This window comes from Enterococcus massiliensis (assembly GCF_001050095.1).
Lineage (GTDB): Bacteria > Bacillota > Bacilli > Lactobacillales > Enterococcaceae > Enterococcus_C > Enterococcus_C songbeiensis.
The window spans coordinates 1-24,672 of sequence record NZ_CVRN01000002.1 but is presented as its reverse complement, the minus strand read 5'-3'; the positions used below and the strand labels follow the sequence as shown (position 1 = coordinate 24,672).

28 protein-coding genes and 2 pseudogenes are annotated in these 24,672 nt (G+C 35.3%); 19 read left to right on the top strand and 11 right to left on the bottom strand.

Annotation, left to right across the window (positions count from 1 at the left end):
• Positions 1 to 20: 20 nt before the first annotated feature.
• Positions 21 to 959 (bottom strand): 2-dehydropantoate 2-reductase, encoded by a 939-nt coding sequence (locus BN1875_RS00210; protein WP_002335374.1) that lies wholly within the window; start codon positions 957 to 959, stop codon positions 21 to 23.
• Positions 960 to 1,139: 180 nt separating this feature from the next.
• Between BN1875_RS00210 and BN1875_RS00205 the strand changes: the two genes are divergently transcribed.
• The 6 genes from BN1875_RS00205 to BN1875_RS00180 all read left to right on the top strand — a co-directional run bounded on the left by BN1875_RS00205 (position 1,140) and on the right by BN1875_RS00180 (position 5,663).
• Positions 1,140 to 2,330, top strand: coding sequence for an IS256 family transposase (locus BN1875_RS00205; protein ID WP_011799062.1), 1,191 nt, complete (start codon positions 1,140 to 1,142; stop codon positions 2,328 to 2,330).
• Positions 2,331 to 2,810: 480 nt separating this feature from the next.
• Entirely contained in the window at positions 2,811 to 3,410 is a 600-nt protein-coding gene (locus BN1875_RS00200; RefSeq protein WP_048602889.1) for a tyrosine-type recombinase/integrase, read from the top strand.
• A 48-nt stretch (positions 3,411 to 3,458) separates the two neighbouring features.
• Complete coding sequence (locus BN1875_RS00195) at positions 3,459 to 4,175, top strand: Fic family protein (RefSeq protein WP_048602888.1); 717 nt, start codon at positions 3,459 to 3,461, stop codon at positions 4,173 to 4,175.
• A gap of 13 nt (positions 4,176 to 4,188) precedes the next feature.
• Positions 4,189 to 4,968, top strand: coding sequence for an abortive infection family protein (locus BN1875_RS00190; RefSeq protein WP_002396205.1), 780 nt, complete (start codon positions 4,189 to 4,191; stop codon positions 4,966 to 4,968).
• 82 nt (positions 4,969 to 5,050) lie between these two features.
• Entirely contained in the window at positions 5,051 to 5,407 is a 357-nt protein-coding gene (locus BN1875_RS00185) for a type II toxin-antitoxin system RelE/ParE family toxin (protein WP_002339788.1), read from the top strand.
• On the top strand, positions 5,397 to 5,663 hold the full coding sequence (locus BN1875_RS00180; RefSeq protein WP_002339787.1) for a helix-turn-helix domain-containing protein: 267 nt from the start codon (positions 5,397 to 5,399) through the stop codon (positions 5,661 to 5,663). The genes BN1875_RS00185 and BN1875_RS00180 overlap by 11 nt, the downstream gene beginning before the upstream one ends.
• 299 nt (positions 5,664 to 5,962) lie before the next feature.
• Here BN1875_RS00180 and tnpC read toward each other — a convergent pair whose 3' ends face one another.
• The 3 genes from tnpC to BN1875_RS00165 all read right to left on the bottom strand — a co-directional run bounded on the left by tnpC (position 5,963) and on the right by BN1875_RS00165 (position 8,168).
• Entirely contained in the window at positions 5,963 to 7,531 is a 1,569-nt protein-coding gene (gene tnpC, locus BN1875_RS00175) for an IS66 family transposase (protein WP_231586056.1), read from the bottom strand.
• 111 nt (positions 7,532 to 7,642) lie between these two features.
• Positions 7,643 to 7,996, bottom strand: coding sequence for an IS66 family insertion sequence element accessory protein TnpB (gene tnpB / locus BN1875_RS00170; RefSeq protein ID WP_048602887.1), 354 nt, complete (start codon positions 7,994 to 7,996; stop codon positions 7,643 to 7,645).
• Positions 7,986 to 8,168 carry a hypothetical protein gene (locus tag BN1875_RS00165; RefSeq protein ID WP_048602886.1) on the bottom strand — a complete coding sequence of 61 codons (183 nt, stop codon included), beginning with the start codon at positions 8,166 to 8,168 and terminating at the stop codon, positions 7,986 to 7,988. Before BN1875_RS00165 ends, tnpB begins: the two co-directional genes overlap by 11 nt.
• Positions 8,169 to 8,286: 118 nt before the next feature.
• On the opposite strand from BN1875_RS00165, the gene BN1875_RS00160 reads away from it, so the two are divergent.
• Positions 8,287 to 9,288, top strand: coding sequence for a DUF4062 domain-containing protein (locus BN1875_RS00160; protein WP_048602885.1), 1,002 nt, complete (start codon positions 8,287 to 8,289; stop codon positions 9,286 to 9,288).
• Between the two features lie 412 nt (positions 9,289 to 9,700).
• Here BN1875_RS00160 and BN1875_RS00155 read toward each other — a convergent pair whose 3' ends face one another.
• A complete protein-coding gene (locus tag BN1875_RS00155; protein WP_002345745.1) occupies positions 9,701 to 10,315 on the bottom strand; it encodes a recombinase family protein in 615 nt (204 codons plus the stop codon).
• 156 nt (positions 10,316 to 10,471) lie between these two features.
• On the opposite strand from BN1875_RS00155, the gene BN1875_RS00150 reads away from it, so the two are divergent.
• Positions 10,472 to 10,672, top strand: coding sequence for a hypothetical protein (locus BN1875_RS00150; protein WP_014748757.1), 201 nt, complete (start codon positions 10,472 to 10,474; stop codon positions 10,670 to 10,672).
• Positions 10,673 to 10,704: 32 nt separating this feature from the next.
• Entirely contained in the window at positions 10,705 to 10,926 is a 222-nt protein-coding gene (locus tag BN1875_RS00145; RefSeq protein ID WP_014748756.1) for a hypothetical protein, read from the top strand.
• Positions 10,927 to 10,941: 15 nt separating this feature from the next.
• On the opposite strand, the gene BN1875_RS00140 is transcribed toward BN1875_RS00145, so the two are convergent.
• The 4 genes from BN1875_RS00140 to BN1875_RS00125 all read right to left on the bottom strand — a co-directional run bounded on the left by BN1875_RS00140 (position 10,942) and on the right by BN1875_RS00125 (position 15,079).
• Positions 10,942 to 11,196: an SOS response-associated peptidase family protein gene (locus tag BN1875_RS00140; RefSeq protein WP_407919935.1), complete on the bottom strand. Its 255-nt coding sequence runs from the start codon at positions 11,194 to 11,196 to the stop codon at positions 10,942 to 10,944.
• Complete coding sequence (ltrA, locus tag BN1875_RS00135; RefSeq protein WP_407919934.1) at positions 11,100 to 12,383, bottom strand: group II intron reverse transcriptase/maturase; 1,284 nt, start codon at positions 12,381 to 12,383, stop codon at positions 11,100 to 11,102. The genes BN1875_RS00140 and ltrA overlap by 97 nt, the downstream gene beginning before the upstream one ends.
• A gap of 1,467 nt (positions 12,384 to 13,850) precedes the next feature.
• Positions 13,851 to 14,255, bottom strand: coding sequence for a hypothetical protein (locus tag BN1875_RS00130; protein WP_010782319.1), 405 nt, complete (start codon positions 14,253 to 14,255; stop codon positions 13,851 to 13,853).
• A gap of 2 nt (positions 14,256 to 14,257) precedes the next feature.
• Positions 14,258 to 15,079, bottom strand: a complete 822-nt coding sequence (locus BN1875_RS00125) for a ParA family protein (protein WP_048602883.1) — start codon at positions 15,077 to 15,079, stop codon at positions 14,258 to 14,260.
• Positions 15,080 to 15,761: 682 nt separating this feature from the next.
• Here BN1875_RS00125 and BN1875_RS00120 point away from each other — a divergent pair.
• From BN1875_RS00120 to BN1875_RS00110, 3 genes are all read left to right on the top strand, one after another.
• Positions 15,762 to 17,261 (top strand): primase C-terminal domain-containing protein, encoded by a 1,500-nt coding sequence (locus BN1875_RS00120; protein ID WP_048602882.1) that lies wholly within the window; start codon positions 15,762 to 15,764, stop codon positions 17,259 to 17,261.
• A 137-nt stretch (positions 17,262 to 17,398) separates the two neighbouring features.
• On the top strand, positions 17,399 to 17,686 hold the full coding sequence (locus tag BN1875_RS00115; protein WP_002333827.1) for a hypothetical protein: 288 nt from the start codon (positions 17,399 to 17,401) through the stop codon (positions 17,684 to 17,686).
• Positions 17,687 to 17,689: 3 nt separating this feature from the next.
• A complete protein-coding gene (locus BN1875_RS00110) occupies positions 17,690 to 18,004 on the top strand; it encodes a hypothetical protein (RefSeq protein WP_048602881.1) in 315 nt (104 codons plus the stop codon).
• A gap of 96 nt (positions 18,005 to 18,100) precedes the next feature.
• On the opposite strand, the gene BN1875_RS00105 is transcribed toward BN1875_RS00110, so the two are convergent.
• Together BN1875_RS00105 and BN1875_RS00095 are read right to left on the bottom strand one after the other, a co-directional pair.
• Positions 18,101 to 19,238, bottom strand: a protein-coding gene (locus BN1875_RS00105; protein ID WP_147570553.1) for an IS3 family transposase whose coding sequence is annotated in 2 segments (ribosomal slippage) — positions 18,101 to 19,013 and positions 19,012 to 19,238 — 1,140 coding nt in all. Because the reading frame shifts where the segments join, the coding sequence is not laid out codon by codon here.
• Between the two features lie 201 nt (positions 19,239 to 19,439).
• Positions 19,440 to 20,168 (bottom strand): GntR family transcriptional regulator, encoded by a 729-nt coding sequence (locus BN1875_RS00095; protein ID WP_005875656.1) that lies wholly within the window; start codon positions 20,166 to 20,168, stop codon positions 19,440 to 19,442.
• A gap of 176 nt (positions 20,169 to 20,344) precedes the next feature.
• Between BN1875_RS00095 and BN1875_RS00090 the strand changes: the two genes are divergently transcribed.
• From BN1875_RS00090 to BN1875_RS00065, 7 genes and pseudogenes are all read left to right on the top strand, one after another.
• The gene (locus BN1875_RS00090; RefSeq protein ID WP_002355406.1) at positions 20,345 to 21,271 is read left to right on the top strand and encodes a DUF7916 family protein; all 927 of its coding nucleotides are present in this window, start codon (positions 20,345 to 20,347) and stop codon (positions 21,269 to 21,271) included.
• 16 nt (positions 21,272 to 21,287) lie between these two features.
• Positions 21,288 to 22,571, top strand: a complete 1,284-nt coding sequence (locus BN1875_RS00085) for a PTS sugar transporter subunit IIC (RefSeq protein ID WP_002363033.1) — start codon at positions 21,288 to 21,290, stop codon at positions 22,569 to 22,571.
• Between the two features lie 191 nt (positions 22,572 to 22,762).
• Positions 22,763 to 22,885 (top strand): annotated as a pseudogene (locus BN1875_RS13905) (topoisomerase); the annotation flags it as partial.
• A 130-nt stretch (positions 22,886 to 23,015) separates the two neighbouring features.
• Positions 23,016 to 23,870 carry a ParA family protein gene (locus BN1875_RS00080; protein WP_048602879.1) on the top strand — a complete coding sequence of 285 codons (855 nt, stop codon included), beginning with the start codon at positions 23,016 to 23,018 and terminating at the stop codon, positions 23,868 to 23,870.
• 91 nt (positions 23,871 to 23,961) lie between these two features.
• A complete protein-coding gene (locus BN1875_RS00075) occupies positions 23,962 to 24,177 on the top strand; it encodes a peptide-binding protein (protein WP_048602878.1) in 216 nt (71 codons plus the stop codon).
• A 16-nt stretch (positions 24,178 to 24,193) separates the two neighbouring features.
• On the top strand, positions 24,194 to 24,466 hold the full coding sequence (locus BN1875_RS00070) for an antitoxin (RefSeq protein ID WP_000301765.1): 273 nt from the start codon (positions 24,194 to 24,196) through the stop codon (positions 24,464 to 24,466).
• A gap of 1 nt (position 24,467) precedes the next feature.
• Positions 24,468 to 24,672: pseudogene (locus tag BN1875_RS00065) on the top strand (zeta toxin family protein); the annotation flags it as partial.

The window sequence follows — 24,672 nt, the reverse complement described above, 5'->3', positions numbered from 1 at the left end:
CGTCCTCTTTCTAATGATTACTATTTCGCTCCTAGAATTTCTTCTTTACTATGAACCAGTTGCGTTAAGAAATCACAGTAAGGAGTTACTACGCCATATTTTTTACCTTTACGAGAAATGGCTCCGTTGATGTAGTCAATCTCGGTCAAACGGTTATTTTTTATCAAGTCTTGGTGCATCGATGGGAAATGCATACCAATCGTAGTCGGGTCAAAACAAGTTTCTACATGTTCGATTACTTCGGGAATGTCTAAGTTGACGTTTTCTTTGGCAGCAACAGCTGCAAATTCGTTAACAATAGTCACTACCATGTCATGAGCAGGTTTGGTTGCACCAAGCCCCGCCATATTGACGTCTAAAATCGTGCATAAGCCATTCATCGTACCATTGACACAAGCTTTACGATAAATTGAATAATGAATGTTGTCGGAATATTTGGCATTTAAACCAGACGCGGACAAAGTTTCCGCCAATTTTTTCGCTGATTCTTCTTGGCCAATACCTAGATTTTGCAATTCAACAGACCCGCTGCCAAATAATTTAGCCTTGCCGGGACCTTCTAGACCAGCAGTCCACATGGTGTTGCCGATAAAGATTTTTTCCATCGGTACGAATTTTTCGATTACGTCTTCATGACCGATACCGTTTAAAAGACACAAAACTTCTGTGTGATCAGCAATTAATGGTTTAACATCCTGCAGCATTTTTTCCAACTGCATTGCCTTCGTGAATAAGATAATCAAATCAAATTGCTCACCAGTGGGCACCTCATTCTGATTAACAATTGGGACTTTAACAGTAATTTCTTCGCCATTATAATTAGCCTTCAATCCGTTTTCTTTGATGGCATTGATATGCTCCTGCCAGCCGTCGATTAGCAAAACATCGTTACCACCTTGTTTCAACATCAGTCCGAACCGGGAACCCATCGCGCCGGCCCCTGCAATTGCAATTTTCATAAATAAAAGCCTCCAAACTTAATTTACAATAAGTGAACATTTTCACATTTCTCATTATAGAGTTTTCATTCGGAAACTTCAAGTAGGAGAGTGTAAAATATTTTGTGTAAATAGAAAAAAGGAAGTCCCTTCTGTAGAATAGAGTTACCACAACACATTCACAGAAAAGAGGACTTCCATATGAACGATTTTACTACAGAAATTCTAAAGACTCTAGCGAACAAAGGCGATTTGAATGAATTATTCCGTGTCCATTTGGAAAAAGCTGTCAATACGCTTCTCAAAACGGAGTTAACGGCTTTCCTCGATTACGAAAAGTACGATCGCATTGGTTTTAACACGGGTAATTCTCGTAACGGCTCCTATGACCGTACGGTCAAGACCGAGTACGGGGAACTTCATCTCCAGATCCCGCGCGACCGCAACGGCGAGTTCAAGCAACAGACTGTTCCTGCTTATAGACGGACGAATGATACGTTAGAGGAGACCGTCATTCACCTCTTCCGAAAAGGTATTACCATGTCGGAAATCGCAGACTTGATTGAGAAAATGTATGGGCATCACTACACGCCCCAAACCATGTCCAATATGACTAAATCATTTACGGAAGAAGTCACTTCATTTAAGGAACGTGAGCTTCATGACCGTTATGCCGCTATTTATATGGACGCAACCTATATCCCTTTAAAGCGGAAAACCGTCGCCAAGGAAGCCATTCATATCGCAGTTGGCATTCGCCCGGACGGTTCAAAGGAAGTGTTGAGCTATGCGATTGCACCAATTGAATCTATCACGATTTGGGAAGAGATTTTAATAGACCTCCAGGAACGTGGCGTGAAAAACGTCCTCCTTTTCATCGCGGATGGCTTAAAGGGGATGGCAGGGGCCGTGCAGCGGTTCTACCCCAAAGCCCGTTTTCAACATTGCTGTGTGCACGTTTCCCGTAATATCAGTCACAAAGTGCGTGTCGATGATCGTAAGGAAGTCTGTGATGATTTTAAAATGGTGTATCAAGCGTCATCTAAAAAGGCGGCATTGGAAGCACGTGGTGCTTTTGCGGAAAAATGGAAAACCAGCTATCCAAAAATGGTGGAATCGATCCTTTCGAACGATTACCTGCTCACTTTCTATGATTTCCCATTAGCCATACGCAAGACTATTTACTCTACGAACTTGATTGAATCCTTTAATAAGCAAATCAAGAAATACAGCCACTGCAAGGAACAGTTCCAAAATGAAGAGTCGATGGAACGTTTCTTAGTCTCGTCTTTTGATACTCACAACCAAAAATTCCTAGGTCGCAGTCATAAAGGTTTCCAACAGGCCGAAGGCGAGCTCGAACAAATGCTGAGTCAACCAATGGAGAATTAGAAACAATCTACAGTAGGGAAGAACCATTTATACAAAATTATTGACGCTCCCAACTAAAAGTGTCAAAACAATGATGAAATCATTTAGTTCTTATAAATTAGACAAGAGAAAATAAATATTCCATATCTACTTTATTGGATCCATAACATGACTAAATTCTGAATACTTTTTAAAGCTTATCATTTGGTAAAACTGAATATAAGTTAATTATATAGACTGAAAATTTTGAATTTTCAGAATAGAACAACAAAATTTTTTAAAGGGGCAATATTAATGTTCTGAGATAATAAAATCTTACCGAAAATATCAAAAGTCCAATGTGACACAATCGGATTCTGTCACATTCGTAAAAATCGCTCCATCCTTAGAGGCTCTAAGAGGAAATCACTTTTCTTTTAGCGCCTTTTTTCTATAGCTTGTTTAAATGTGACTTATTGTCTGTTATAATCATATTAAGTAACATTTGAGAGGGGACTAAAAATGAAGAGCGTGGAACCGATTCGCGACAAAAAAAAGATTGATGCCATGAAGGCAATTTTGGCTTCCGGAAAATATGGGCAACGAAATTTAGTGATCTTTTCGATCGGGATCAATACAGCGTATCGAATCTCTGATTTAAGACAGTTGAAATTAAGTGATGTGTTAGAAATTTCTCGTGGCCGGGTGATTGTCAAAGAGCGACTGGCCATGAAGGAACAAAAAACGGCCAAACACAATTCGGTCTTCATTTCGAACAAATTGCGAAAAGTGATTCTGGAGTATGTTCAATCCGAATTTCCTGAGCAGTTACAAGCACAAGACTTCAGCAAGTATTTGTTTCCAAGTCGAAAAGGAGCAGATACGCCTTTGACCCGACAAAGTCTTTGGCGAATCATTCATGAAGCAGGAACGGCGGTTGGGTTGAAAGAAATTGGCCCCCATTCGATGCGCAAGACCTTCGGCTATTTTTTGTACAAGCAAGGGACCAAAACAGAGATCATTCAGTCGCTGCTCAATCATTCTTCACAACGGGAGACCTTACGCTATATTGGGATCACTCAGGAAGACAAAGATACTGCCGTAAAGAGTTTGGATCTATGACAAAATAATACCCTATATAATAGAAGGAAAAATTCAAGAGGTGAGAAAATGAACGAAGAAAAGCAGCCTAACTTTCCTGATAAATATCACTTATCTCGCAAAGAGTCTGTGTATTTATTGAAGAAAAACATTGTAGAACTGGTGTATAATGCGGGGAAATTTGAAGGGTTAAATACAACGTTGTTACAAACAGAAGAGATTATTAAGTATAATCGGGCCAACAACATGGCTGTAGATGATGTCCTGACCGTCGTTAACTTAAAAAGAGGCTTTGAAATGCTTTTAAATGACGTACAGGAGCCCCTGTTAGAGACAAGTAAGCGGATTAATCGGATCGTTGCAGCAGAGGATGCGCTTTTTCCCGGTGAAATACGAACCGGTGGGGTAGAATTATCGACGATTCAAGGAAGATATGTGCCACCAATGTTAACTGAAGACGAGGTAAACAATAAATATGGTGAGATAATGAATCAAGAGATATCAGATACGGAAAAAGCCCTGCGACTGTTTCTATTCATTTCGAAAAATCAAATATTCTGGAATGGTAATGTGGGTACAGCCTTGTTGATTGCGAATAAGATTATGTTTAGCAACGGTTTAGGACTATTATCAATACCCGAAAATGTATTTATGAAATTTAACGAACTTTTATCAAAGTATTGCAACAGTAATCTATTAGTCAATGAGTCAAATATTATATCATTTTTATATGAACAGTGTATCTTTGGTATTAATTATTTGAAAATAATCCAACATACAATTTAAGAGGTATAAGTAAATGATGACTATAGACGAAGCAAAACAATTAGCAACTTATTTTTCAGTTGGTTCAGCGGGATATATTTTAGACTTTACTAATGTAACGTGGAACATATTTACAAAGAAAATCGTAGGGATTGAAATACAAAATCATTATGGGGGCTCAAAGGGAGTATCCTTTCAAAAGTTTCTGCTTGACGATCAATTTGATGATTCGTTAAAGAATCGGTTAATCCAATCTTTAAAAGGTATTATGGATCGAGATAAAAAATATGAATCTACTGAAATGAATCCCATAGTTCAGTTGCTTTTTGAGGAAGTATTTAAAGAAGATACTTCAACTGCATTAAGAAAAATGAAATTTTCAAGCGAGATTGATTTACTTTATATTCGGCAGCTACCCATTAGGATTCAAACAGATATTAAAAACAAGGATTTTGACTCTGTTTTGACAAAAGCAAATACTTTAATAGATGAAGTTCTAAAATTTATTATTGAAAATACCGAAGGACCGAGTGTTAATATTAATTTATTTAAGTCAAAAGAATTAAGAAAAGAAGCATTTGGCCGCCTCAATATTAAAACTGAAAAAGATATGGATAATAGAATCAAAGCCCTTGTTGGAGCACTCAATACATTATCAGATAAAATACTCGAAATGAGAAATAGTCAAGGAGATGCTCATGCACATGGCTCAAATAGAATAGTAATTAAGGAAGAAGAAGCAATTCTTGTTGCAAATTCTTCTATGGTTTTGTGCGAGTATTTGTTTACTAAGTATAAAGGATTAAATAGATAATAAAATGCATATTTTATAGTATACAATTCGAATTTTTATGTTATATACTATAATATAAAATCAATATATGATATAATTGGGTATGGAAAAAATATCTTTTGAAACATTTAAAAGACCTAATGGTCATGATGAATTTTTAGAATGGTTGGAAACATTACCAAAAAAAGATAGTGCGAAGCTTTTACGTACAATAGAAGAAACAGAAAAGAATGGGATGCTAGTAGCTCAACGGTTGAAATGGGTGAAAAAATTAGACACTAATTTGTACGAATTAAGAAGTAAGGTAGGATCAAATATCCAAAGAGCCATCTATTTCCATGTGGACAATGGAAGGTATGTCATTACTCACGGATTTACTAAAAAAACGGAGAAAACACCAATAACTGAACTCAAGCATGCAAAAGAACTTAGAGAGGAGTGGTTCACAAATGATGATTAAAAAATTGATTGAAGAAAAGAAAAAAGATAAAGATTTTGCAGAAGCATATGACCGTGAAGGAAGAAAACTCGAAACTGCGGTTGCTCTTTATCATGCTCGGGAGGAAGCAGGGCTAACTCAAGCGGAGCTTGCACAAAAAGCACATACAACTCAATCTACTATTGCTCGAATTGAGAGAGGGGATAACGTATCTTTCGATAAACTTGATGATATCGCCAGAGCATTAGGTAAAAAGCTGGTAGTAGAATTTGCTTAAAAGCGAGTTGAAAATATATCTATAATAGGCTCCTAACTAATCAATTAGTTTAGTGGGCCTTTTTTTACTAGATAGATAAAGGTTGTACTATAGTGTAAAAGACAATAAATTTTATACCAAAATTACTTTAAAGAGTAAGCGCCCCATAGCACAGTACCTATGAAACTTTGATTTTGTGTAGTAGGATAAAATCGCGGAAATAGACAGTTTTTACTTTTAATGATAAGCGCTAGATAGCGGAGTACCTAGACGACAAATAGCCTCGATTGCTATACTAACAATCGAGGGAGGTCGTTTTTTTATTGACACTTTTCCTGAACAGTAGGTGACCATGGCAAATAATCCTCCAAGGTTTTCGGACAAAGAACTGGGAGATTTGGAAGCTCTTCAAACAAGTAAGTGAGGTAACGGATGCCATCTAACCCATTGAGTTCCGCCGTTTTCAACACGCTCAAAATATGGCCCGAAGTACGTGCTCCTTCCAAACTGTTAGAAAACAAGTAGTTTTTTCTCCCCATCACAAGCTCTTTCACCAAACGTTCACTGTGATTATTGGTAACCTCTAAACGCCCGTCCTCAAAGATTCGTGCCAGATCGTCTCTAAACGTAAAACTGTATTGAATGGCTTTAGCCAATTTGGATTTTGGTACCGCAGGAATTGTTTCAAGATAGGCATACAGTTGATCTACCACAGGACGCAACTCCGTTGCACGTTTCTCAAAACGTTCCTCAGGCATCTTTTCCTTCCAGTTTTGTTCTTTTTGGAAGAGTATCTTGAATAATTCGAGAACTTGCTCAGTGGGGTGTTTTTGCCCATTTTTATTTTTAGGAATCGCTTCAAAAAACTTCCTCCTAGCATGCGCCCAACAACGAACAGGTCTCACATCTGGAAGTTGATTATAGCCTTGGTAGCCATCACAGTGTAGATAGCCTTTGAAGCCTTTGAGAAAGCCCGTTGGCACTTCTTGGCATCGAGATTCACTGTGATGATAAATCGCAATGGGAGAATCAGAAGTCGCTGCGGTGCTAAACACCCAGTAGTAGTTGGTTTTGTTTTGACTTTCCAACACACGATAGGTGGTCTCATCGGCGTATGCGATATCTTGCTCGACTAAAAGCTGATGCAATCGCTCGATCAAGGGAGCTAGGAAATCCTGTGCCACGCGAATATGCCAGTTAGTGATGTTCTCTCTGGAAATGTCCAGACCTAGTTGTTGCCAGTGCTCAATTTGACGATAAGCGGGAACTTTCTGCTTGAATTTCAGGCGAATCGTTTCTGCGACAACGCTAGGTGAGCACAAGCTATTGGAAAGAATCGGTTTTGGAACACTCGCTTTTTTTATAGACGTCTCACCGAGACGCTCACAACTTTTACAGCTGTAACTGTGCTGGATATGTTGCAGCGTTTCAAGTCGTGCCTGATGAAACGCGATCTCGTCTCGAACCTTGGTCGTGCCCATATCCACCATTGTTGTTCCACACTTGGTGCAGGTTCGTTCCTCTTCAACGAGTTCGTGGTGTACTTCTTTGGTGGGAAAGGCTGCGAGCTTTTTTGCTTTCACACCTTTTTTACGTCTATGTGTACGAACCTGTACTTCTTCCTGTGTAACAGGAGGAAGAGCCAAAGGCTCCTCAAATAAGTCTAAACTTAGCTGACCAGAGGACTCCTCTGGGAGCGTTTCTTTTGAACGCCCGTATAACTTTCGCGTGAGGTAATCAATCTGTTCACGGAGAAGTTGGATTTCCCCCATAAGGGCTTCATTTACTTTTGCTTGTTCCTGATTGGTTTTCATTTGTTCGTGAAGCATTTGGATCAGCTGGGTCATTTCTTCGTTATCTTTTATATTCTTTTTGACTTGTTTTGACAAAGAAACACCCCACCTTTTCCGTTTATTTGATGTTATTATTATACCATAAAAACGTATCAAAAAGAAGAGGGAGAGCGCTTGAAATCAACATTTCTAGCACTTTTCCTCTTCTTAAAAAATCCCTTTTTTCCCGCCTTGAATCGCTCGTGGCTGATCAATACTTAAGCCTTCTAATAACCACCGAATTTGTTGGTGAGTTAATAGTCGGATTTCTTCTTTTTTTCGAGGCCAACGTAGTTTGCCTTGATCTAAGCGCTTGTAAAGTAATAAAAAACCGTCTTGATCATAATACAACATTTTAAATCGGTCGGATCGATTGCCACAAAATAGAAATAATGCGTTTTGATAAAGGTCCAGTTCATATTCTTGTTGGATGACACCAGCTAAGCCGTCAATGCCTCTTCGTAGATCTGTTTTTCCACAGACAATGAAGATGTTTTTTACTTGGGTGTAATCAAGAAACATACGTCATCAACTCTTTTAGCACTGCCTGCACTAAGTATTGGCTGGCACCATTGTAGACAAAAATATCTTGTTTGCCAGACTTGATTCGTACCGCAACTTTGGCTGGAAGTGCGGGCTTAACTTGTCGTTGTTCTTCCAACTTGATCTGAATCACTTCTTGCTTTTCTTTCATGAGAAACCACCTCCGTATTGATTGAATACATTCAGTATAAAGAATCATGGAGATGGGAACTAGGTACTATGTTATCCTGCGCTTACTTTAAAGAGAACTAGAGAGAAAGGTACAATAAATGAAAACCATAAATCTTATAAAAGTATTTATAGCATCACCAGGTGATATAGCAGCAAAAAGGAATGAAGTAGAAGAAACCATATATAGATGGAATATAGAAAATACAGATAATACAAAAGTGATTTTGATGCCTATACGATGGGAAACTAATGCGATTCCTACTTATATAAATAATAGCTCTGGGCAAAGTGTTATTAATAAACAAATTGTAGAAAATAGCGATATTTTATTAGCGATTTTTGGCCATAAGTTGGGCTCTCCAGTTGATAATTATAGATCGGGAACTATAGCAGAAATTGATTACTTCTATAAGAATAGCAAAGGCGAAGTAGGAATTTTTTTCTTAGACGAACCAGTTCCACAAATTTTGGCTGAAGAGTATATAGAAGTTAAGAAGTACAGGGATTCTCTTGAAGATAAAGGTTTTTATGGAACATATAGCAAAGACAATATCAGAAGGTTTCTCACAAAAAAAGTTAATCATTTAATTGAAAAAGCACAAAATAATTTAGAATCAAAACGTTTTGATTTAGATTCTATTTCTTATAAGACATCTTCAGCAATTAACAAAAAAGTTATAGGAACTGATGAAGATTTTGAAGATAATTTAGACATTTTTGATCCAATAGAATTTGACAATGATGAAAGATTGCTGCTAATATATGCGTTTATGGATGAAAATTCTATCTTTTCAACTGATAATTCAACTTATAGAAAAGTAGTTCAATGGGAAAGTGATAACAATTTAAGGAGTTACTTGAGTGATAGAGTATTTGATGTACTAGAAAAATTAAGTAAATCGGGAATTTTAAAGGAAGAATACGATTCTTCTTTTGATGAGTATCCATCACGCTATATTTTGATTTCAGAGGACTATAAGAAATTTAAAAGGTATTTTTTAAAAAATGAAAAAAAGATATCTGTTATTATGGAGAAATACAAAGCTCCAATACAGGCTGATCCATTTTCTAATTTGGATGAATCAGATTTACCGTTTTAAATTTTAAATAGATAATTTCATTTTTTAGTAGCAGAGGTATAAACTTTTTTAATGTTTGAATTGAAAAGAAATGCTAATAGGTCGACTTTATGTTTCTCTTGTGCAATCGTAAATGCGGGGGACCATAAAATTGATCTATTATCGAGTGTGTATAAAATAAAATTCAAATCTTATTAGTTTACATAAGATATATTATGCAAAGTCATCCAGGAGTCATCCAGGAGTCATCCAGGAGTCATCGGTGAGTCATCGGTGATAAATAGCTTTAAATCAGCATGATTATTGTGTTGATTATATTTATGTCAACTAATTTCTCGTTATCATAAATATAATCAACTTAGCTAGATGAATTTTACTTGATTGGCTATCTTGATAACAAAGCTATTCATAATTACGTGATTTAAAAAAGAAATCATACAATTAGTTGATCCATTTCTTTTTTTATTCGGTAAACTGTTTGCCTAGTCACATTATAGTCTTTTGCAATCTTTGAGATAGCAACTCCATTCTCCAGATCCTGAACGATGCTTTTATAAACAAGGCGTCGCTGAGGATCTTTTGTTTCTGCACTGTATAACTTAGGACGACCTTTATAGACGCCGTTTGCTTTAGCAATCTTAATTCCTTGTGCCTGGCGTCGTTTAGATTCAGTACGCTCTTGTTCGGCAATCATGGCTAAGATTTGAATGATTAAGTCTTTGATGAATTTATCCAGGAGAGGATTTCCGATTGCTTCAGCCATGATTGGTAAACTGGTGATAATAAGTCGCACATTCTTCTTCTTTAGATAATTAACTGAATCGATAATTTCGTCATAATTTCGTCCAAGTCGATCAATGGCTTCTACAATAAAAATATCTTGCTCTCTGACAAAATCTAAAGCTTCCTGAAAAATTGGCCGATGACTGATAGTTGCTCCAGATTGCTTTTCTATAAAAATTTTTTCAGCGCCAAACTTTTCCATTTCTTCAATTTGGCGTTGTTCATTTTGATCGATGGATGAAACTCGAATATAAGCAATTTTCAAATTTATTTCCTACTTTTCTTAAGTATTTAAAATACACCCTAATCATACGTCAGAACGCTAGATTTTTCAACATAATATCAATGTGTATTTAGGGTACACTTTAAACGTGCAAATATATTTTATCTTTTAGTAGTTTTATAGGTTATAATTAAAGAAATGGATGAAGAACAATCCTATTGGGATTCAGAAGAAAAATCTTATTTTAAAATTCATTATGGGAAAGCATTTGAAAAACATGACGTACCTTTTATCTGTAAAATTTCAGTGGAATATGATGGGAAAGCCTTAATTTTTGAATCAGTAGATTACACTTTAGATTTGAATTACTACACACTAAACGACGTAGAGTATAGTTAGTAGTATCATTTAGTAACCGAGGGCCGCTAATCATGGAAGAAGAAAAAATATTTGAAAGGCGTTGGCAACTAGCTTCAAATGAGCAAAAAGCTAGATACAAAAATCTGATCTCCTCCTACCCCGCTGTTGACTGGAGTTACAAAGAAAAGAAGTATCTGCTTTGGTTGTGTCAGTTAGATATAGATACCTTTGAAACATTTGAAGTGATACTAGATAAAATTAAACATAGCAATGAAAAAAGAGCGAATCTATAAAAGATCCGCTCTTTTTTATTTTGCTACTTCAGTACGAGTTAATTCTGGCATATCAGCTGTAAGATAGTTACGTGCGAAATCCAGATCTGTGATCCAATCTTTTATATGATCTCTTTGAATAATAAGCGGCATACGATCATGTATTGGGGATACAGAATCATTAGGTTTTGTCGTCATAATAATCGATTCCGTTTCAAATCCTGCACCTGTTTTATGCACACGATAAAATCCTCCCAAATAAAAAACATCATTATCCCCTGCAGTAAACAATAGTTTTCGTTTTTCGGAATCCCACTCATAGAATCCGGAGACTGGTATGACGCAGCGAGTTTATTAGATGCTGCACTCATGGCTTTGGCGCACATGTGCGTTTCAATCACAAAGCTTTTTCTTTTGCGTACCAGTTTCATTGTGAATCCGAGAAAATCAGATTTCTGTTTCTTTAGATTCACTACCTTTGATTTTTCAGCACTTATATCAAGTTTCAGTCGGTCTTTTAACCATAATTTAGTGGCTAGAAAGATTTTGTCTGCGTCACTTCGTTTTCTACAGAAGATTTTGAAGTCATCTGCGTATCTAACAATATAAATCTCTTTTAGTTTCGAAGCACGCAGTGCTCGATATTTGTTGCTCTTAATCCATTGCTTTCTTGTTTGATGATAACAATCGTAGTTTTTCCTAGTCGGGTGTGTTTCCCATTGAGAAGATATCCACCAGTCCAGTTCATTCAAAACAACATTGGCAAGAAGTGGAGAGAGAACACCGCCTTGCGGGGTTCCTTTCTTTGGATGTTCAATGCGTCCATCCCTATGAATAATAGGTGCTTTAAGCATTGCTCGGATAACACCTAGAAGCCATTTATCACGTACCCCTAATGTCCAAAACTGTTTAATAAGTTTTGAATGGTTTACGTTATCAAAGAATCCTTCTATGTCTATGTCTACTACAAAAGTTAGTTTTGAAAGTTGCGACATTCGTACTGCTTGAGCGAATGCATGATGTGCCGACCGGTTAGGTCGGAAACCATAGTTCTTATCATGAAACTTTGCTTCCATGATCGGTTCTAAAACTTGTAGTAGACACTGTTGTATGATTCTATCCCATATTGTTGGTATACCTAGTGGTCTAGTTTTCCCATTTGGCTTAGGAATATCTACTCGTTTAACTGGTTGCGGTTTATATTCTGAAAATTTTGTTTGAACAGTTTTTATAAACTCGATATTCGGTATTGCTTTTAAATCATCAATATTCTTTTTGTCGACGCCTGGGGAAGTACTACCAGAATTTCCTTTACCATTCCGAAATGCCAATAGAATGTTATTAGGAGAAGTGACAATTTCCATAAGGTTACTGAAAATTTTGTTCTCGCTACTCTCTTTGTAAAGAGAATCAAAGCTATCAATAAGACCATAATATTCCATATGGCGAATTGAATGTGATGCTGATACGTTTTCCATAGCACCGCCTCCTTTCGGACGTCGGCGTTTATTTTGTCATACTCGATTCTATGGATTGTATCACAACTGTTAGTAAAGCAAATTGACTTGTGGCTATCCCTCCACAGCTTATTATCACTGCTTCATAGGTACTGTGCCACTACTCTCACTAGTGTAAATGAGCTTATTATTCTTCGTCTCAACCGTTTCAAAGGAAGTTAGTCCTCCACGACACTAGCTTTCAACGTTCCAATGATTTTATCCCTACATTTACTTTTAGGCGCTCACTCTGAACCTGTAACTTTCCAATGCCTACCACATTGCACGGTTGTTCATATCTACGATTCTTACTTAACCGCAAGCTACACCCTTTGTCACAGTAATATTTGTGCGGGTAAGATACATTTCTGTACCCCAAGCTTATAGATTCGTACATTCGCGAGTTCGTCAGTGCAGCTGCACATTCTCACCATGAGTAATTTCTGGACTCCCGGCCTATAGGTTACACCATTCACCGCTGAACAGCTTTCGATTGCATAATGCAACTGCGGTAACTCTCAGCCGACTTTACCGAGCTTTTGACAATTCCTATTCTAACTTAAGGTATTGCCAATCGGAGTATCAGAGGGAGCGCTTCAGGGCGTTACACCGTCATTTCACTCCTCAAATCATTAGTTCTACACAAGAAAATCTTGTGTGCCTAACCTTTTCAGTTAGGAACGTTTCGCACCGTAGAAGGACTTACAGTCGATACAAAGAATATCTCGAGAAGGTTCTTTGGAGTAATCGAACCTTGGATTTATACCAAATTGCATAACTATAGTAACCCCCTGTTCTATAAAAAAGATACATTTTATATATACACATTAGAACATGTGTTCCCTTTTTAGGTCAAGAGAACGAATTATAAAGTTTTGCGAATTTGAAAAAAAATATTAAACTCCCTCTTCCTGTAAGTTATCACACTGCCAATACTCAAGTTGATGATATTTTAAAACTTGATTATAGTAGAAAAGTATACTGGTATACTTTTCTACTATCGAGTACGATGGTTTGGTGTTATAAGTTTCTTCTTACTATGTAATTCTGGATATGGATCCCTTTTTAAGTGACTGTAAATAAACTTAAAAATGATGTAAACAAGAATCCAATCATTGGAATCGTAGGTAGTTATATGTATGAATTTTCGCTAGATACTATGAAAATTATTTTAAAGTACACGAATAGTCTATACGAATGGAGATTTTTAAGCTTACCTGAGAACTTTACTTTATTTAAAATAAGTAAATAGATTGTGTTGATAAAAAGAAAACAGACCAAATTAAAATGGTACCTTTAGGTAGGACACTCTTTTTTACAAGTGTCCTATCTACAGGTACCATTTTATACCTTTATTTTTTTTTATCTTTATCTTACTTCAGAAAGCTATTTAAAACACTAGCAACTAGGTACTATATAAAAAGTAGGAAAGTATACCAGTATACTTTTCTACTTTTTAAGCATTTTTAATTGTGTATCGTACATTGCTTTAAAGGCTTCTTGTTGTCTAGTGGACAATCTTGTATTTACATAACTATCTATGACTAAGTCGACTATTTCATTAATTGTTGCTTTTGGCATATTTTCTAATTCCCCTAAAAATGGTTTAAGGGTGTTCATTTTCAAATTAACTGAAGGTGAGACTTTTTGAGTTAATGTTGCTAAAAACCGTTTATCTTTTTCAATTGGCTTCGCAGTAATTTCTTTTTTTATAAGCAGAGGCTCGAGATTATTTTTAGGAGCGTTAGAGGAGGTCCTTCCAAAATCTGTTTTCCCTTGTATCTCAACTTTTTTTGACTGTAAAGAAGATTTCTTTTTTTTATTACTTATTATTGGCTTAAAATTTTCAGACATATTTAATCCTCCAAAGATTCTAGTATTTCCTCATGTCGATCCAACTCATTCAAAACATCGATGAATACTTGATGCGCTTTAATATCCCAACCATCGGGTTTACCAATATATGAGTACGAAACGTGTATCCCTTCGACGTCGTAAACTTTCAATCTTTCTTGATACTTAACTATGGTATCTAAAACATTTCCTCCGTATAATTCTTTTGCTTGATCCAGTACTTTAGTATCTACCCGTCCACCAGGTCTAAGCATGCATGGTATAATGCCTAATACTTGTAAATCATTGTCATATGTATCAGCTAGATATTGCATATAAGCAATATAGGTTTGAGCACCGTCTAAAGATAGCTCCTGTGTTTGCAATACAATAATACAATAATCAGCTGCAAGCATAGCATTATCACTATAGTCAGATATTGTAGGTGGGACGTCAATATAAATGGCATCATAGACTTCTTTTAATGGATTCAGCAATTCTTTTAAATAAGTAATTTGCTTGATTTCATCATTAGGAAACCTATTCATTAGAATTTTCGTTAAGTTTCTAAAGGTGGTATTAGATGCAATTAAATCTAAATTATTTATAATTGGCGTGATTTGAGTGCTTAAATCGCCTTCCTCAAATCCAACGGTTATATTTTTAGAAATTTCATTAAGTTCGCCTGTCTTAGCTAAAATACTTGTAGCGTTACCTTGGGGATCTAAATCCACAACTAATGTCTTTTTATCTTTAATAACGGCACTCTCATAAGCGAGCATAGTTACAGATTTCGTTTTGCCTACGCCACCTTTAAAATTTCCAACCACATATACTTTTCCCATGAATGAACCTCCGTTTTATTTATAATATATCTTTAGTATACCAACGTTAAGTTTATTTGTAAAGAAAATAATTGCGAAAGTAGAATTGTGTAAAAGTATACTGGTATACTAATTCCAATAGAAAGTATACCAGTATACCCAATAAAATTAAATTTACGCTTAACTAAAATCCAAATTTAATATAAAGTGCGCTGAGTTACAAAGATTTTCCTTACTTAAATCAAAAAGTATACTGATATACTTATACACTTTTGTTGGTGTATAAGTATACCAGTATACCAAAATAAAAGTTCTCTAGTATACGGTTGCAATCTTTAGTTAGAAATAGTGCTTTACAAGTTAATGAATGTTTTGTAATCTAAAAGAAAGGTAAAATAAAAAGAGACGGATAAAAATGTGAATTGGACCTCACTTTTTTATCTGAATCACATACAAAACTATGTGTTCTCGCTCGTCTCAGGGATTATGTAAGCGGCTGGAAACCACTTATGTAATTGGATAATCTGTTCAGACTGCAATCTGAACTTGTAGACTTATCTTACCATTTTTAGACGAGCAACTCAATATATATACGCTTATTTTGTTATGTAGTTTAATGAATTTTTGACTTTTTAGGCCATTGAGAGAGCACAAATCGAAAGATTATTTGTGTTCTCTTTTTGTTTAGAAAGGATAAGCAGCAATGGCAGCTACTTTAGACGTAGTTTATTCAGCAATCTTACAAAATGGTATCCGTAAGTTTAAATATAAAAACAGCCACCTAAAACCGGTCTCTTTTAGTGATCAGTCGGGGAAGGGGGCTATTTTTGCGTACCGTTCAAAGGAACACATGATCGAAGGGATTGGGCTAGTGATCACTTCAGAAGAAGGGGTGATCGAAAACGATAATCGATTCACTCATTGGACACCAAATGTATTTCGCTATGGAACATATGCTGATGAAGCCAGAATGTTTACAAAAGGTCATTCTGAGGACAATTTGCGTCAAATCAATACTTTCTTTGTTGATTTTGACACATTGGATCCACACTTTGACTATGGAGAAATTATCTTGGCCAGTCACGAGATCGGCTTTATGCCGACAATGATTCTACGTACACCGCATGGATTTCAAGCTTTCTATGTACTAGACAAGCCTGCATACGTGACGAAGAAATCAAATTTTAAAGTGATCAATGTGGCCAAAATGATCTCAAAAAATCTTAGAAACAAATTTTCAAATGATTATCGGTTTCCAGTTGATGTAAATGCCAATCATTTTGGGATCACACGTATGCCTTCTGAAGAGAATGTTTTATTCTTTGAACCACAGTATCGTTATAGTTTCGAAGAATGGATCGACTGGTCAATGAGAGAAGATGCGGACAAAAAAGCGGAGATCAAGAACGTTTTTGTATTACCATCTACTCAAGAATTTCGTCAAGTCGATGAACCCTGGTTCCAGCTGTTGCTAAAAAGTCAAAAAATACAAGGTGAAAAGGGCGTATATGGTCGAAATAATGTCATATTCACCTTGTCTTTGGCATACTTTTCGTCAGGATACGAAGTAGAAGCATGTGAATTGACGATGTTAGAATTCAATGACCGCTTGGCTAACCCTTTATCTGATCGAGAATTAACCAGAATCATTCGTTCCGCTTACTCCGGAAAATATCAAGCAGCGCACAGAGAAAAAATTGTCCTATTATGCCAAGAGTGGGTCGATGCCAATCTTTCTGAAGAGCAACTATTTAACAAAAAACGGGGTTGGTGGAAATTCAAGAAAGAAAGAGCTGTTCGCAAGTATTCACATAGTCATGAATGGGCAGAAGATCTACTGTCCTATTTGAATGAGCAATCCTATGAAGAACAACCATACATTAATTCTACAAAAAAAGATTTAACTGAACGTTTAAAGATCCCAAAACGTTCCCTGGACAAAGTACTGAAGCAGTTAAGAGAAGAGAACAAAATTCATTTTCGTGTTCGTGCTGGTCGTAATGGGGGTATTATGCTAGCTTCGATACATGGATTGATGCGCTCCGTTATCCGGCTAAAAAAAGAAAGCCAGGGGGCTTATTTCGCTGCGATCTCAGGAGCTTTTGGAAGAGAATACATGTTTATTCAGACAGCACTGAAACGCTTGATAGAACCCAATAAGATCGGCGTGCAAACAGATCTGTTCATGATCGATACAGGTTGAAATTAAAAGGTGCAAATTGCCTATTACATTATATCTATGATACGTTCCTTCTTTTTTCTCCGTCTTGCTTGCTGGTCTTAAGAAAGAGTAGTATTATTATCGCAAACGTAATAATATCGTGGGAGGTCTTTCTGACTATGAGTATCAATACCTTTGTATATCCCTACCCGATCAATGTATTTATTATTTCGCGGTTAGGTATGACAGTAGAGCAATTTTGTGAGTTGCATGGATATAAGCAGAGTACAGTAGCAAGTTGGGTAACAAGAAACCGTACCGTAAAGACGTTGCCTTGTGATTTTTTATATTGTCTTAGTCTTTCTTCAGGCTGGTCGATGGATGATGTTTATCGTCATTTATTGGTATTGGAGGAGAAGTTCTTGAAGAGTATCAATCCAAAAAAGAAGAAAGAACAGGTGGATTGATTGATGACGGAGGAGGAGTTATCTGTTCTTAATAGAATCAAAGAATGGTCTGTTCTTTTGAAAATTTATTATGGTATTCTGTTCTTTTCATTTGTTACAGTAGGCTTAGTTTCTCTTTTGTTGACTCTTTTATCGTTATGGACGAATATGATGTTATTTTTATATTTACTTTTACTGTTTTTCTTAGGATTAGGGGGAGTAGGTACTGCCATTCTTGATGATTATAAGTGGTCATTGTTTAGTGGAATTTGTAGGAGAATGAAAAAAAGTGCAACTGTTGAGTCTTATGAATGTTGGAAGAAGGAATTGAAAGTATAGATATATGCATTTATAAAAGCTGTGTAAAGAATACTGGGCTTTTTCCTACGTCTATAAAATGTATATATGGATTTGAGTCAATATCTTGGACACATTTTAGTAGAGACGGTTACGCCATTTTTCTTTTGCCAACTCTTCAAATTCCTGTGGGGTTAGATAGTGAATCGAGCTATGAATTCGATTTCGATTATAAAATCCTTCAATGTAGCTAAATAGCGCCCGATTTGCTTCTTCAAAATCTGAGTAACTAGTCGTGTAGACTTCTTCCTTTTTCAATGAGGCATGGAAAGATTCGATTCCAGCATTATCATAAGGCGTTCCTTTTCTACTATAGGAATGCCTTGTTTTGTTGCTTTTAAGCCATTGTTCAACTTCGCTGGCTGTGTACTGGCTGCCCAAATCAGTATGTAGAATTATTCCTTTCGGAATGTGGTACTGTAGTTTTGCTTTATTCAATGTTTGGATGACACAATCCACAGTCATTCGTTTTGAAAATGTATAGCTAATAATTTTTTTCGTGTGTAAATCCATGATTGAAGACAAGTAACACCAACCATTTTTATTAGTAGGAATGTACGTAATATCAGCTACCCATTTCTCACAGATCGTTTGAGTAGAAAAGTTCTGACTTAAAAGGTTCTCTTTTGAAATAATTGGTTTATTAGATCTTTGAGGTCTATATTTTTTAACGACAATCGACCTTAAATTTAATTGTTTCATTAGCTTTTGGACATGCTTAAGAGATACTGAACTAGCTTCTTTTAATAAAACTTGATGGATTTTTGTGGCACCATAGCGTTGTTTATTTGCAAAAAAAATGGCTGAAATCTTCTTTTTCAACTGATTATTTCTGATTTCTGTAGCTGTCAACGATTTGTTTTTATAAAAATAATAGACACTTCTAGGGATTTCTAATAACCGACACAACAAAGAAACCGTGTAATCCTTACACCATTTTTCAATGAATTGAGTAAGCGAATTTAGGTTTTTCGAGAGAATATGGCTGCGGCTTTTTTAAGATTTCAAGTTCCTCTTTCAAACGGGCATTTTCTTTTTTCAGTTCAGCTACTTCTTTTCCAGTCAGTCCTGTGGGCTGATTAGGTAAATATAAATTCTTCCATTTGTAAATCGTCGCTTCAGATAAGCCATATTCTTTCGAAAAACCTCGAACAGAACGTCCAGTTTGATTCAGATCAACAATCATCTGTTTGAAATTTTCTTCATATCGGGTCATAAAAAATCATCCTTTCGTAGATAAGTTTAATTTATTTTTGTCTCTACGAAAAGCTGTCTAAGATTTGATACTAACACCAAAGCATTAAGTGAGAAGTTTTATAGACATGTTTAATAATAGATAAGACTCACTTTTCACATAGAACCGTAAAGAACTTCTTTTGAATGTAGTTTTGAATATTCATTTTTATTTATAAAAAAGCTAGTTTTCTTTTTGAATAAAATTTTGGTAAGAAAATTTACTCGTTAAAATTTTTCTTTCAGAAATAATAATTAATTCGTTATTTGTATTGTAAAGAGACTTAGTTACAACTAAAGCTGCCTCATCTTTGCTTTGCAAAAGATCAATTTCATCAGGATTTAATCTACGAGCTTTGTATTTTTCTTCAACAATTTTTAAAGGGATATCAATCGTATTAATTAACTTATCTAACCCTTCTTCTTTTAACTTAGCTTCATTAATGAAATTAAAATACTGGTTTTTCAAAATAATGGTCTCTAATGCTACAGGTATATCTAACAACTTACGCAATACTTGAATTTTAATAATATTGTGTTCTTGTTGTAAACCCATTTTCTGTCTTAGGCTTAATTGTGCAGCCTCTTTCTTGAAAAAAATTAGTTCACTAGTTAATTCTTCTGAATTCATACCTTCATAATGCGCTCTGAAATCAAGGTCAAAAAAAGAATTAATTGTATTTTTTTTAATGGAAGAAACAAAAGACCCTTTTCCCTGAATACGATAAATATACCCTCTATTTTCCAACTCATTCATGGTTAAACGAACAGTAGTCCGACTAACTGAGTATTCTTCGCAGATTTCTTTTTCTGTAGGAAGTTTATCATTTGGGGACATATCATTTTGAATTTGTTCTAATAGTGTATTAACCAACTGAACGTAAAGTGGTAATTTATTTGTATTATCTAGCATAATATTCTCCTCAATTTGTTATAACATAATTATTATCTAGAAGAGTGTTATAGTCAAGGACTATTTAACAGGACTGTTAACGCTTTAAAAATAGTATTGACAATGTTAAGAAAACGGTTAAAATATAAATTAGATGTAGTGTTGTTATAACAAATTCGAAAGGTGAGGTTAAAAATATGAATCAGAAGAGACTATTAGATTTTTCAGCATCAGACTTTTTATCAGTAAGGCCCATGGAATTAAAACAAGCTATTTTGGCATCAGAAGGAAGAACAGTTATGGCGGAGAATGTTGCGAGCTCATCTAATTTCCTAGCTGGAGTAACCAATGCTGAACTAGAGCGAGCAGCAGGTGCAGATTTGATTTTATTTAACGCATTGGATTTATTTGATCCTCAAATAGTTGGTATTCCTGATAATATCGAAGAAAGTCCTGTTGAGTGGATAAAAAAAGCAATTGGTAGACCAATTGGTGTAAATTTGGAGCCAGTTGATATTAAAGCCAGTATGAATGAAGCGAGATCAGAAATCTCAATTGGTAGAATTGTATCTCCTAAAACATTAAAACAAGCAAATAAGTTAGGTTTTAACTTCATCTGTTTAACAGGTAATCCTGGAACGGGTGTAACGAATGATGCAATTAAACATGCGATTGAACTTTCAAGAGAACATTTTGATGGATTGATTATTGCTGGTAAAATGCACGGTGCAGGGGTAGATGAGCCAGTAATGAACTTAGAAATTGCGAAACAATTTGTAGAAACGGGTATTGATATGCTTTTAGTTCCAGCACCTTATACGGTTCCTTATTTTATGGAGCAAGATTTAAAAGAGATAGCCGATTACGTTAGATCGCATAATAAAGGGAAATCAATTGAGGATAAAGTTTTGCTGCTAACAGCAAATGGAACGAGTCAAGATTCTTCAGATAGTGATACGATTAAAAAAATTGCTCTAGCTTCTAAAGCTTGTGGAGCAGATATTCAACACATCGGAGATTCACTTAACGGTATTTGTTTACCTGAAAACATTTTTGCTCTTGGTCAAGCTATACGTGGATACCGTCATCAAATGGTCATGCTAGGCAAATCTAATTTAAGATAAAAGGAGATTTAAGATTATGATGGATAAAGTTCAAGTCTTTGCTGCGAAGATAAGTAATCAACGTCACTTAATTGCATTGCGTGACGGTATGGCAAGTGTCATGCCATTAATCATTATTGGTTCGATATTCATGTTAATTGGTAACTTTCCGGTACCAGCTTTTACAGACTGGTTAGATAATATTGGTTTATTACAATTTTTTAATAAAGCATCAGATTCTACATTTGGTATGATCGGATTAGGAGTAACTTTTTCAATTGCTTATAACTTGGCAAAACGTTATAAGGTAGACGCGTTGTCTGCGGGATTAATAGCAATTTCTGCTTTTGTCATACTAACGCCTATTCTTCAATCAGAAGCAGGTAATGGCTTCCCAACAAAATATTTAGGAAGTTCTGGTTTATTTGTAGGGATCATTGTTTCTATTGTTTCGACAGAAATGTTCCAATGGTTTGTCAAACGAAATATAACAATTAAGATGCCAGATACTGTACCGCCAAACGTTAGTCGTGCTTTTACAGCAATTGTTCCAGGTTTCTTTATAATTTTGGCATGGTTCTTTATCTTAATTTTTCTTCATTACACTGGGATAGATGACATACACGCATTAATAGCTAATACAATTGCAAAACCACTTGGATTACTAACAAAAACTTTACCAGGTATTATATTTGTTATTTTTGTACAATGCTTCTTCTGGATGTTTGGGATTCATGGTGCTCAAGTTACCGGACCAATCATTGAGCCACTTTTATTACAAAATTCAGATGCAAATCGGATTGCATATCAAGCTGGCCAAGAACTTCCAAATATTATCACATATGAATTCTTATATAATTTTGTATTTACAGGGGGAGCAGGTTGTGTGATAGCTCTTGCCATACTGATTTTCTTATTCTCGAAAAGTAAGGAAAACAAAACTCTCGGTAAATTATCGATTGCTCCTGTTAGTTTCCAAGTTGCGGAGCCACTTCTATTTGGTTTTCCAACCATATTAAACTTTAAAATGGTTATTCCTTTTGTCACTGCACCAGTTGTTACAACTCTTATAACCTACTATGCTATGAAATTTGGAATTGTTTCCAAACCTATTGGCGCAGTTGTTCCTTGGACTACGCCGCCAATTATTTCAGGATTCTTAGCGACAGGTGGTAAACTAAGTGGAGCGCTCATTCAAATTGTTACAATTGCAGTTAACATGCTGATCTATTATCCATTCTTCAAACTAGATGATAATGAGAAATTGAAAGTTGAAAGAAGTTTGGCAGAACGTAATACTGCATCTTCTGATTTAAATTAATCCAATTTTATCAAAGAGGCTGGGACAAAAAAACCAGTAACTAAAAAAAGAAACCTTTATTCCCACTTTTTATGTGAATAAAGGTTTCTTTTTTTATAGTTGGAAATTCTTCTTGTAATAACGAATAGTTCATTATCATTCGTCCCGTTCGCCCGTTTCTACCTGAGAATAGGTGTATTCTTTCAAACTAAGAATTACTGGAGGGAAAAGAAACTCTGGTAAAAGGAATCAAAAACAAAGAGAAAAAGCCCTACAATGCCGTTGTAAAAATCGGAGAAAAGGGATATATTGATTTTATCTCTTTTTCAAAATAAGCATAAAAGCCCTTTAAATAGGGCTTTTATATATTAATCACAAATCACTTATCACAAATCACAAGTGATTTGTGATAAGTGATTTGTGATACAATAGACATATCAAAACAAAAGAGACTGGGGCGTTGTTATGACGAAAGAAGAATTCAAAATATTAGAAGATTTAAGACATATTCGAAACAGTAAAAATGAAGCAGTTGTTATCTTAAACAATTATTTTAAAGGCGGTGTTGGAAAGTCTAAATTATCTACTATGTTTGCTTATTTGACAGACAAATTGAATTTAAAAGTTTTAATGATCGATAAGGACTTACAAGCAACATTGACAAAAGACTTAGCAAAAACATTTAAGGTAGAATTGCCACGTGTCAATTTTTATGAAGGCTTGAAAAATGGAAACTTGACTTCTTCTATTATTCATTTGACTGATAATTTAGACTTGATTCCTGGCACGTTTGATTTGATGTTATTACCAAAATTAACTCGCTCATGGACGTTTGAAAACGAAAGTAGATTGCTTGCTACTCTGTTAGAACCTTTAAAAAGTGATTATGATCTCATTATTATTGATACTGTACCAACGCCAAGCGTTTATACAAATAATGCAATCGTGGCAAGTGATTACGTCATGATCCCTTTACAAGCAGAAGAAGAAAGTACAAACAATATTCAAAACTATATTTCCTATTTGATTGATTTACAAGAACAGTTTAATCCTGGACTAGATATGATCGGTTTTGTTCCTTATTTAGTTGATACGGACAGCGCAACGATAAAATCGAACCTGGAAGAACTGTACAAAGAACATGAAGAAGATAATTTGGTTTTCCAAAATATTATCAAGCGAAGTAATAAAGTAAGTACTTGGTCTAAGAACGGCATTACAGAACATAAAGGCTATGACAAAAAAGTTTTATCTATGTATGAGAATGTATTTTTTGAAATGGTTGAGCGAATCATTCAGTTAGAAAATGAAAAAGAATAGAATCACAAATCACAAGTGATTAATCACAAATCACTTGTGATTTGTGATTGTTGATGATAAAATAAGAATAAGAAGAAATAGAAAGAAGTGAGTGATTGTGGGAAATTTAGGCGCACAAAAAGCAAAACGAAATGATACACCAATCAGTGCAAAAAAAGATATAATGGGAGCTAAGACGGTTCGTGTTCGTGCTGACTTGCACCATATCATAAAAATCGAAACAGCAAAGAATGGCGGAAACGTAAAAGAAGTTATGGATCAAGCCTTAGAAGAATATATACGGAAATATTTACCTGATAAACTTTAAAAGGAGTGAAAATGAAATGGCAGTTACGTATGAAAAAACATTTGAAATTGAAATCATTAATGAGTTATCAGCAAGCGTTTATAATCGAGTATTAAACTATGTTTTGAACCATGAATTAAATAAAAATGACTCTCAATTATTGGAAGTCAATTTATTAAACCAATTAAAGCTTGCAAAACGTGTAAATCTTTTTGATTATTCTTTAGAAGAATTACAAGCCGTTCATGAGTATTGGCGGTCAATGAATCGTTACTCAAAACAAGTTTTGAATAAAGAGAAAGTGGCTTAATATGGCAAATATAGTCAATTTTACTGACAAACAATTTGAGAATCGCTTAAATGATAATTTAGAAGAATTGATTCAAGTAAAAAAGCGGTTGAATCGCCAACCGCTTTTTTACTTGGTGGGCAACCAGGGTCAGGGAAAACCAGTTTGCGATCAGCAATTTTTGAAGAAACACAAGGGAATGTTGTTGTCATTGATAATGATACCTT

Bases quoted from the DNA above. Each gene is read 5' to 3' on its own strand.
- BN1875_RS00095 (WP_005875656.1), bottom strand. From the start codon at position 20,168: ATGCTAGATAATACAAATAAATTACCACTTTACGTTCAGTTGGTTAAT.
- BN1875_RS00205 (WP_011799062.1), top strand. From the start codon at position 1,140: ATGAACGATTTTACTACAGAAATTCTAAAGACTCTAGCGAACAAAGGC.
- BN1875_RS00210 (WP_002335374.1), bottom strand. From the start codon at position 959: ATGAAAATTGCAATTGCAGGGGCCGGCGCGATGGGTTCCCGGTTCGGA.
- BN1875_RS00090 (WP_002355406.1), top strand. From the start codon at position 20,345: ATGAATCAGAAGAGACTATTAGATTTTTCAGCATCAGACTTTTTATCA.
- BN1875_RS00130 (WP_010782319.1), bottom strand. From the start codon at position 14,255: ATGTCTGAAAATTTTAAGCCAATAATAAGTAATAAAAAAAAGAAATCT.
- BN1875_RS00160 (WP_048602885.1), top strand. From the start codon at position 8,287: ATGAAAACCATAAATCTTATAAAAGTATTTATAGCATCACCAGGTGAT.
- BN1875_RS00165 (WP_048602886.1), bottom strand. From the start codon at position 8,168: ATGAAAGAAAAGCAAGAAGTGATTCAGATCAAGTTGGAAGAACAACGA.
- BN1875_RS00085 (WP_002363033.1), top strand. From the start codon at position 21,288: ATGATGGATAAAGTTCAAGTCTTTGCTGCGAAGATAAGTAATCAACGT.
- ltrA (WP_407919934.1), bottom strand. From the start codon at position 12,383: ATGGAAAACGTATCAGCATCACATTCAATTCGCCATATGGAATATTAT.
- BN1875_RS00195 (WP_048602888.1), top strand. From the start codon at position 3,459: ATGAACGAAGAAAAGCAGCCTAACTTTCCTGATAAATATCACTTATCT.
- BN1875_RS00125 (WP_048602883.1), bottom strand. From the start codon at position 15,079: ATGGGAAAAGTATATGTGGTTGGAAATTTTAAAGGTGGCGTAGGCAAA.
- BN1875_RS00185 (WP_002339788.1), top strand. From the start codon at position 5,051: ATGGAAAAAATATCTTTTGAAACATTTAAAAGACCTAATGGTCATGAT.
- BN1875_RS00190 (WP_002396205.1), top strand. From the start codon at position 4,189: ATGATGACTATAGACGAAGCAAAACAATTAGCAACTTATTTTTCAGTT.
- BN1875_RS00145 (WP_014748756.1), top strand. From the start codon at position 10,705: ATGGAAGAAGAAAAAATATTTGAAAGGCGTTGGCAACTAGCTTCAAAT.
- BN1875_RS00115 (WP_002333827.1), top strand. From the start codon at position 17,399: ATGAGTATCAATACCTTTGTATATCCCTACCCGATCAATGTATTTATT.
- BN1875_RS00070 (WP_000301765.1), top strand. From the start codon at position 24,194: ATGGCAGTTACGTATGAAAAAACATTTGAAATTGAAATCATTAATGAG.
- BN1875_RS00180 (WP_002339787.1), top strand. From the start codon at position 5,397: ATGATGATTAAAAAATTGATTGAAGAAAAGAAAAAAGATAAAGATTTT.
- tnpB (WP_048602887.1), bottom strand. From the start codon at position 7,996: ATGTTTCTTGATTACACCCAAGTAAAAAACATCTTCATTGTCTGTGGA.
- BN1875_RS00110 (WP_048602881.1), top strand. From the start codon at position 17,690: ATGACGGAGGAGGAGTTATCTGTTCTTAATAGAATCAAAGAATGGTCT.
- BN1875_RS00150 (WP_014748757.1), top strand. From the start codon at position 10,472: ATGGATGAAGAACAATCCTATTGGGATTCAGAAGAAAAATCTTATTTT.
- BN1875_RS00200 (WP_048602889.1), top strand. From the start codon at position 2,811: ATGAAGAGCGTGGAACCGATTCGCGACAAAAAAAAGATTGATGCCATG.
- BN1875_RS00080 (WP_048602879.1), top strand. From the start codon at position 23,016: ATGACGAAAGAAGAATTCAAAATATTAGAAGATTTAAGACATATTCGA.
- BN1875_RS00120 (WP_048602882.1), top strand. From the start codon at position 15,762: ATGGCAGCTACTTTAGACGTAGTTTATTCAGCAATCTTACAAAATGGT.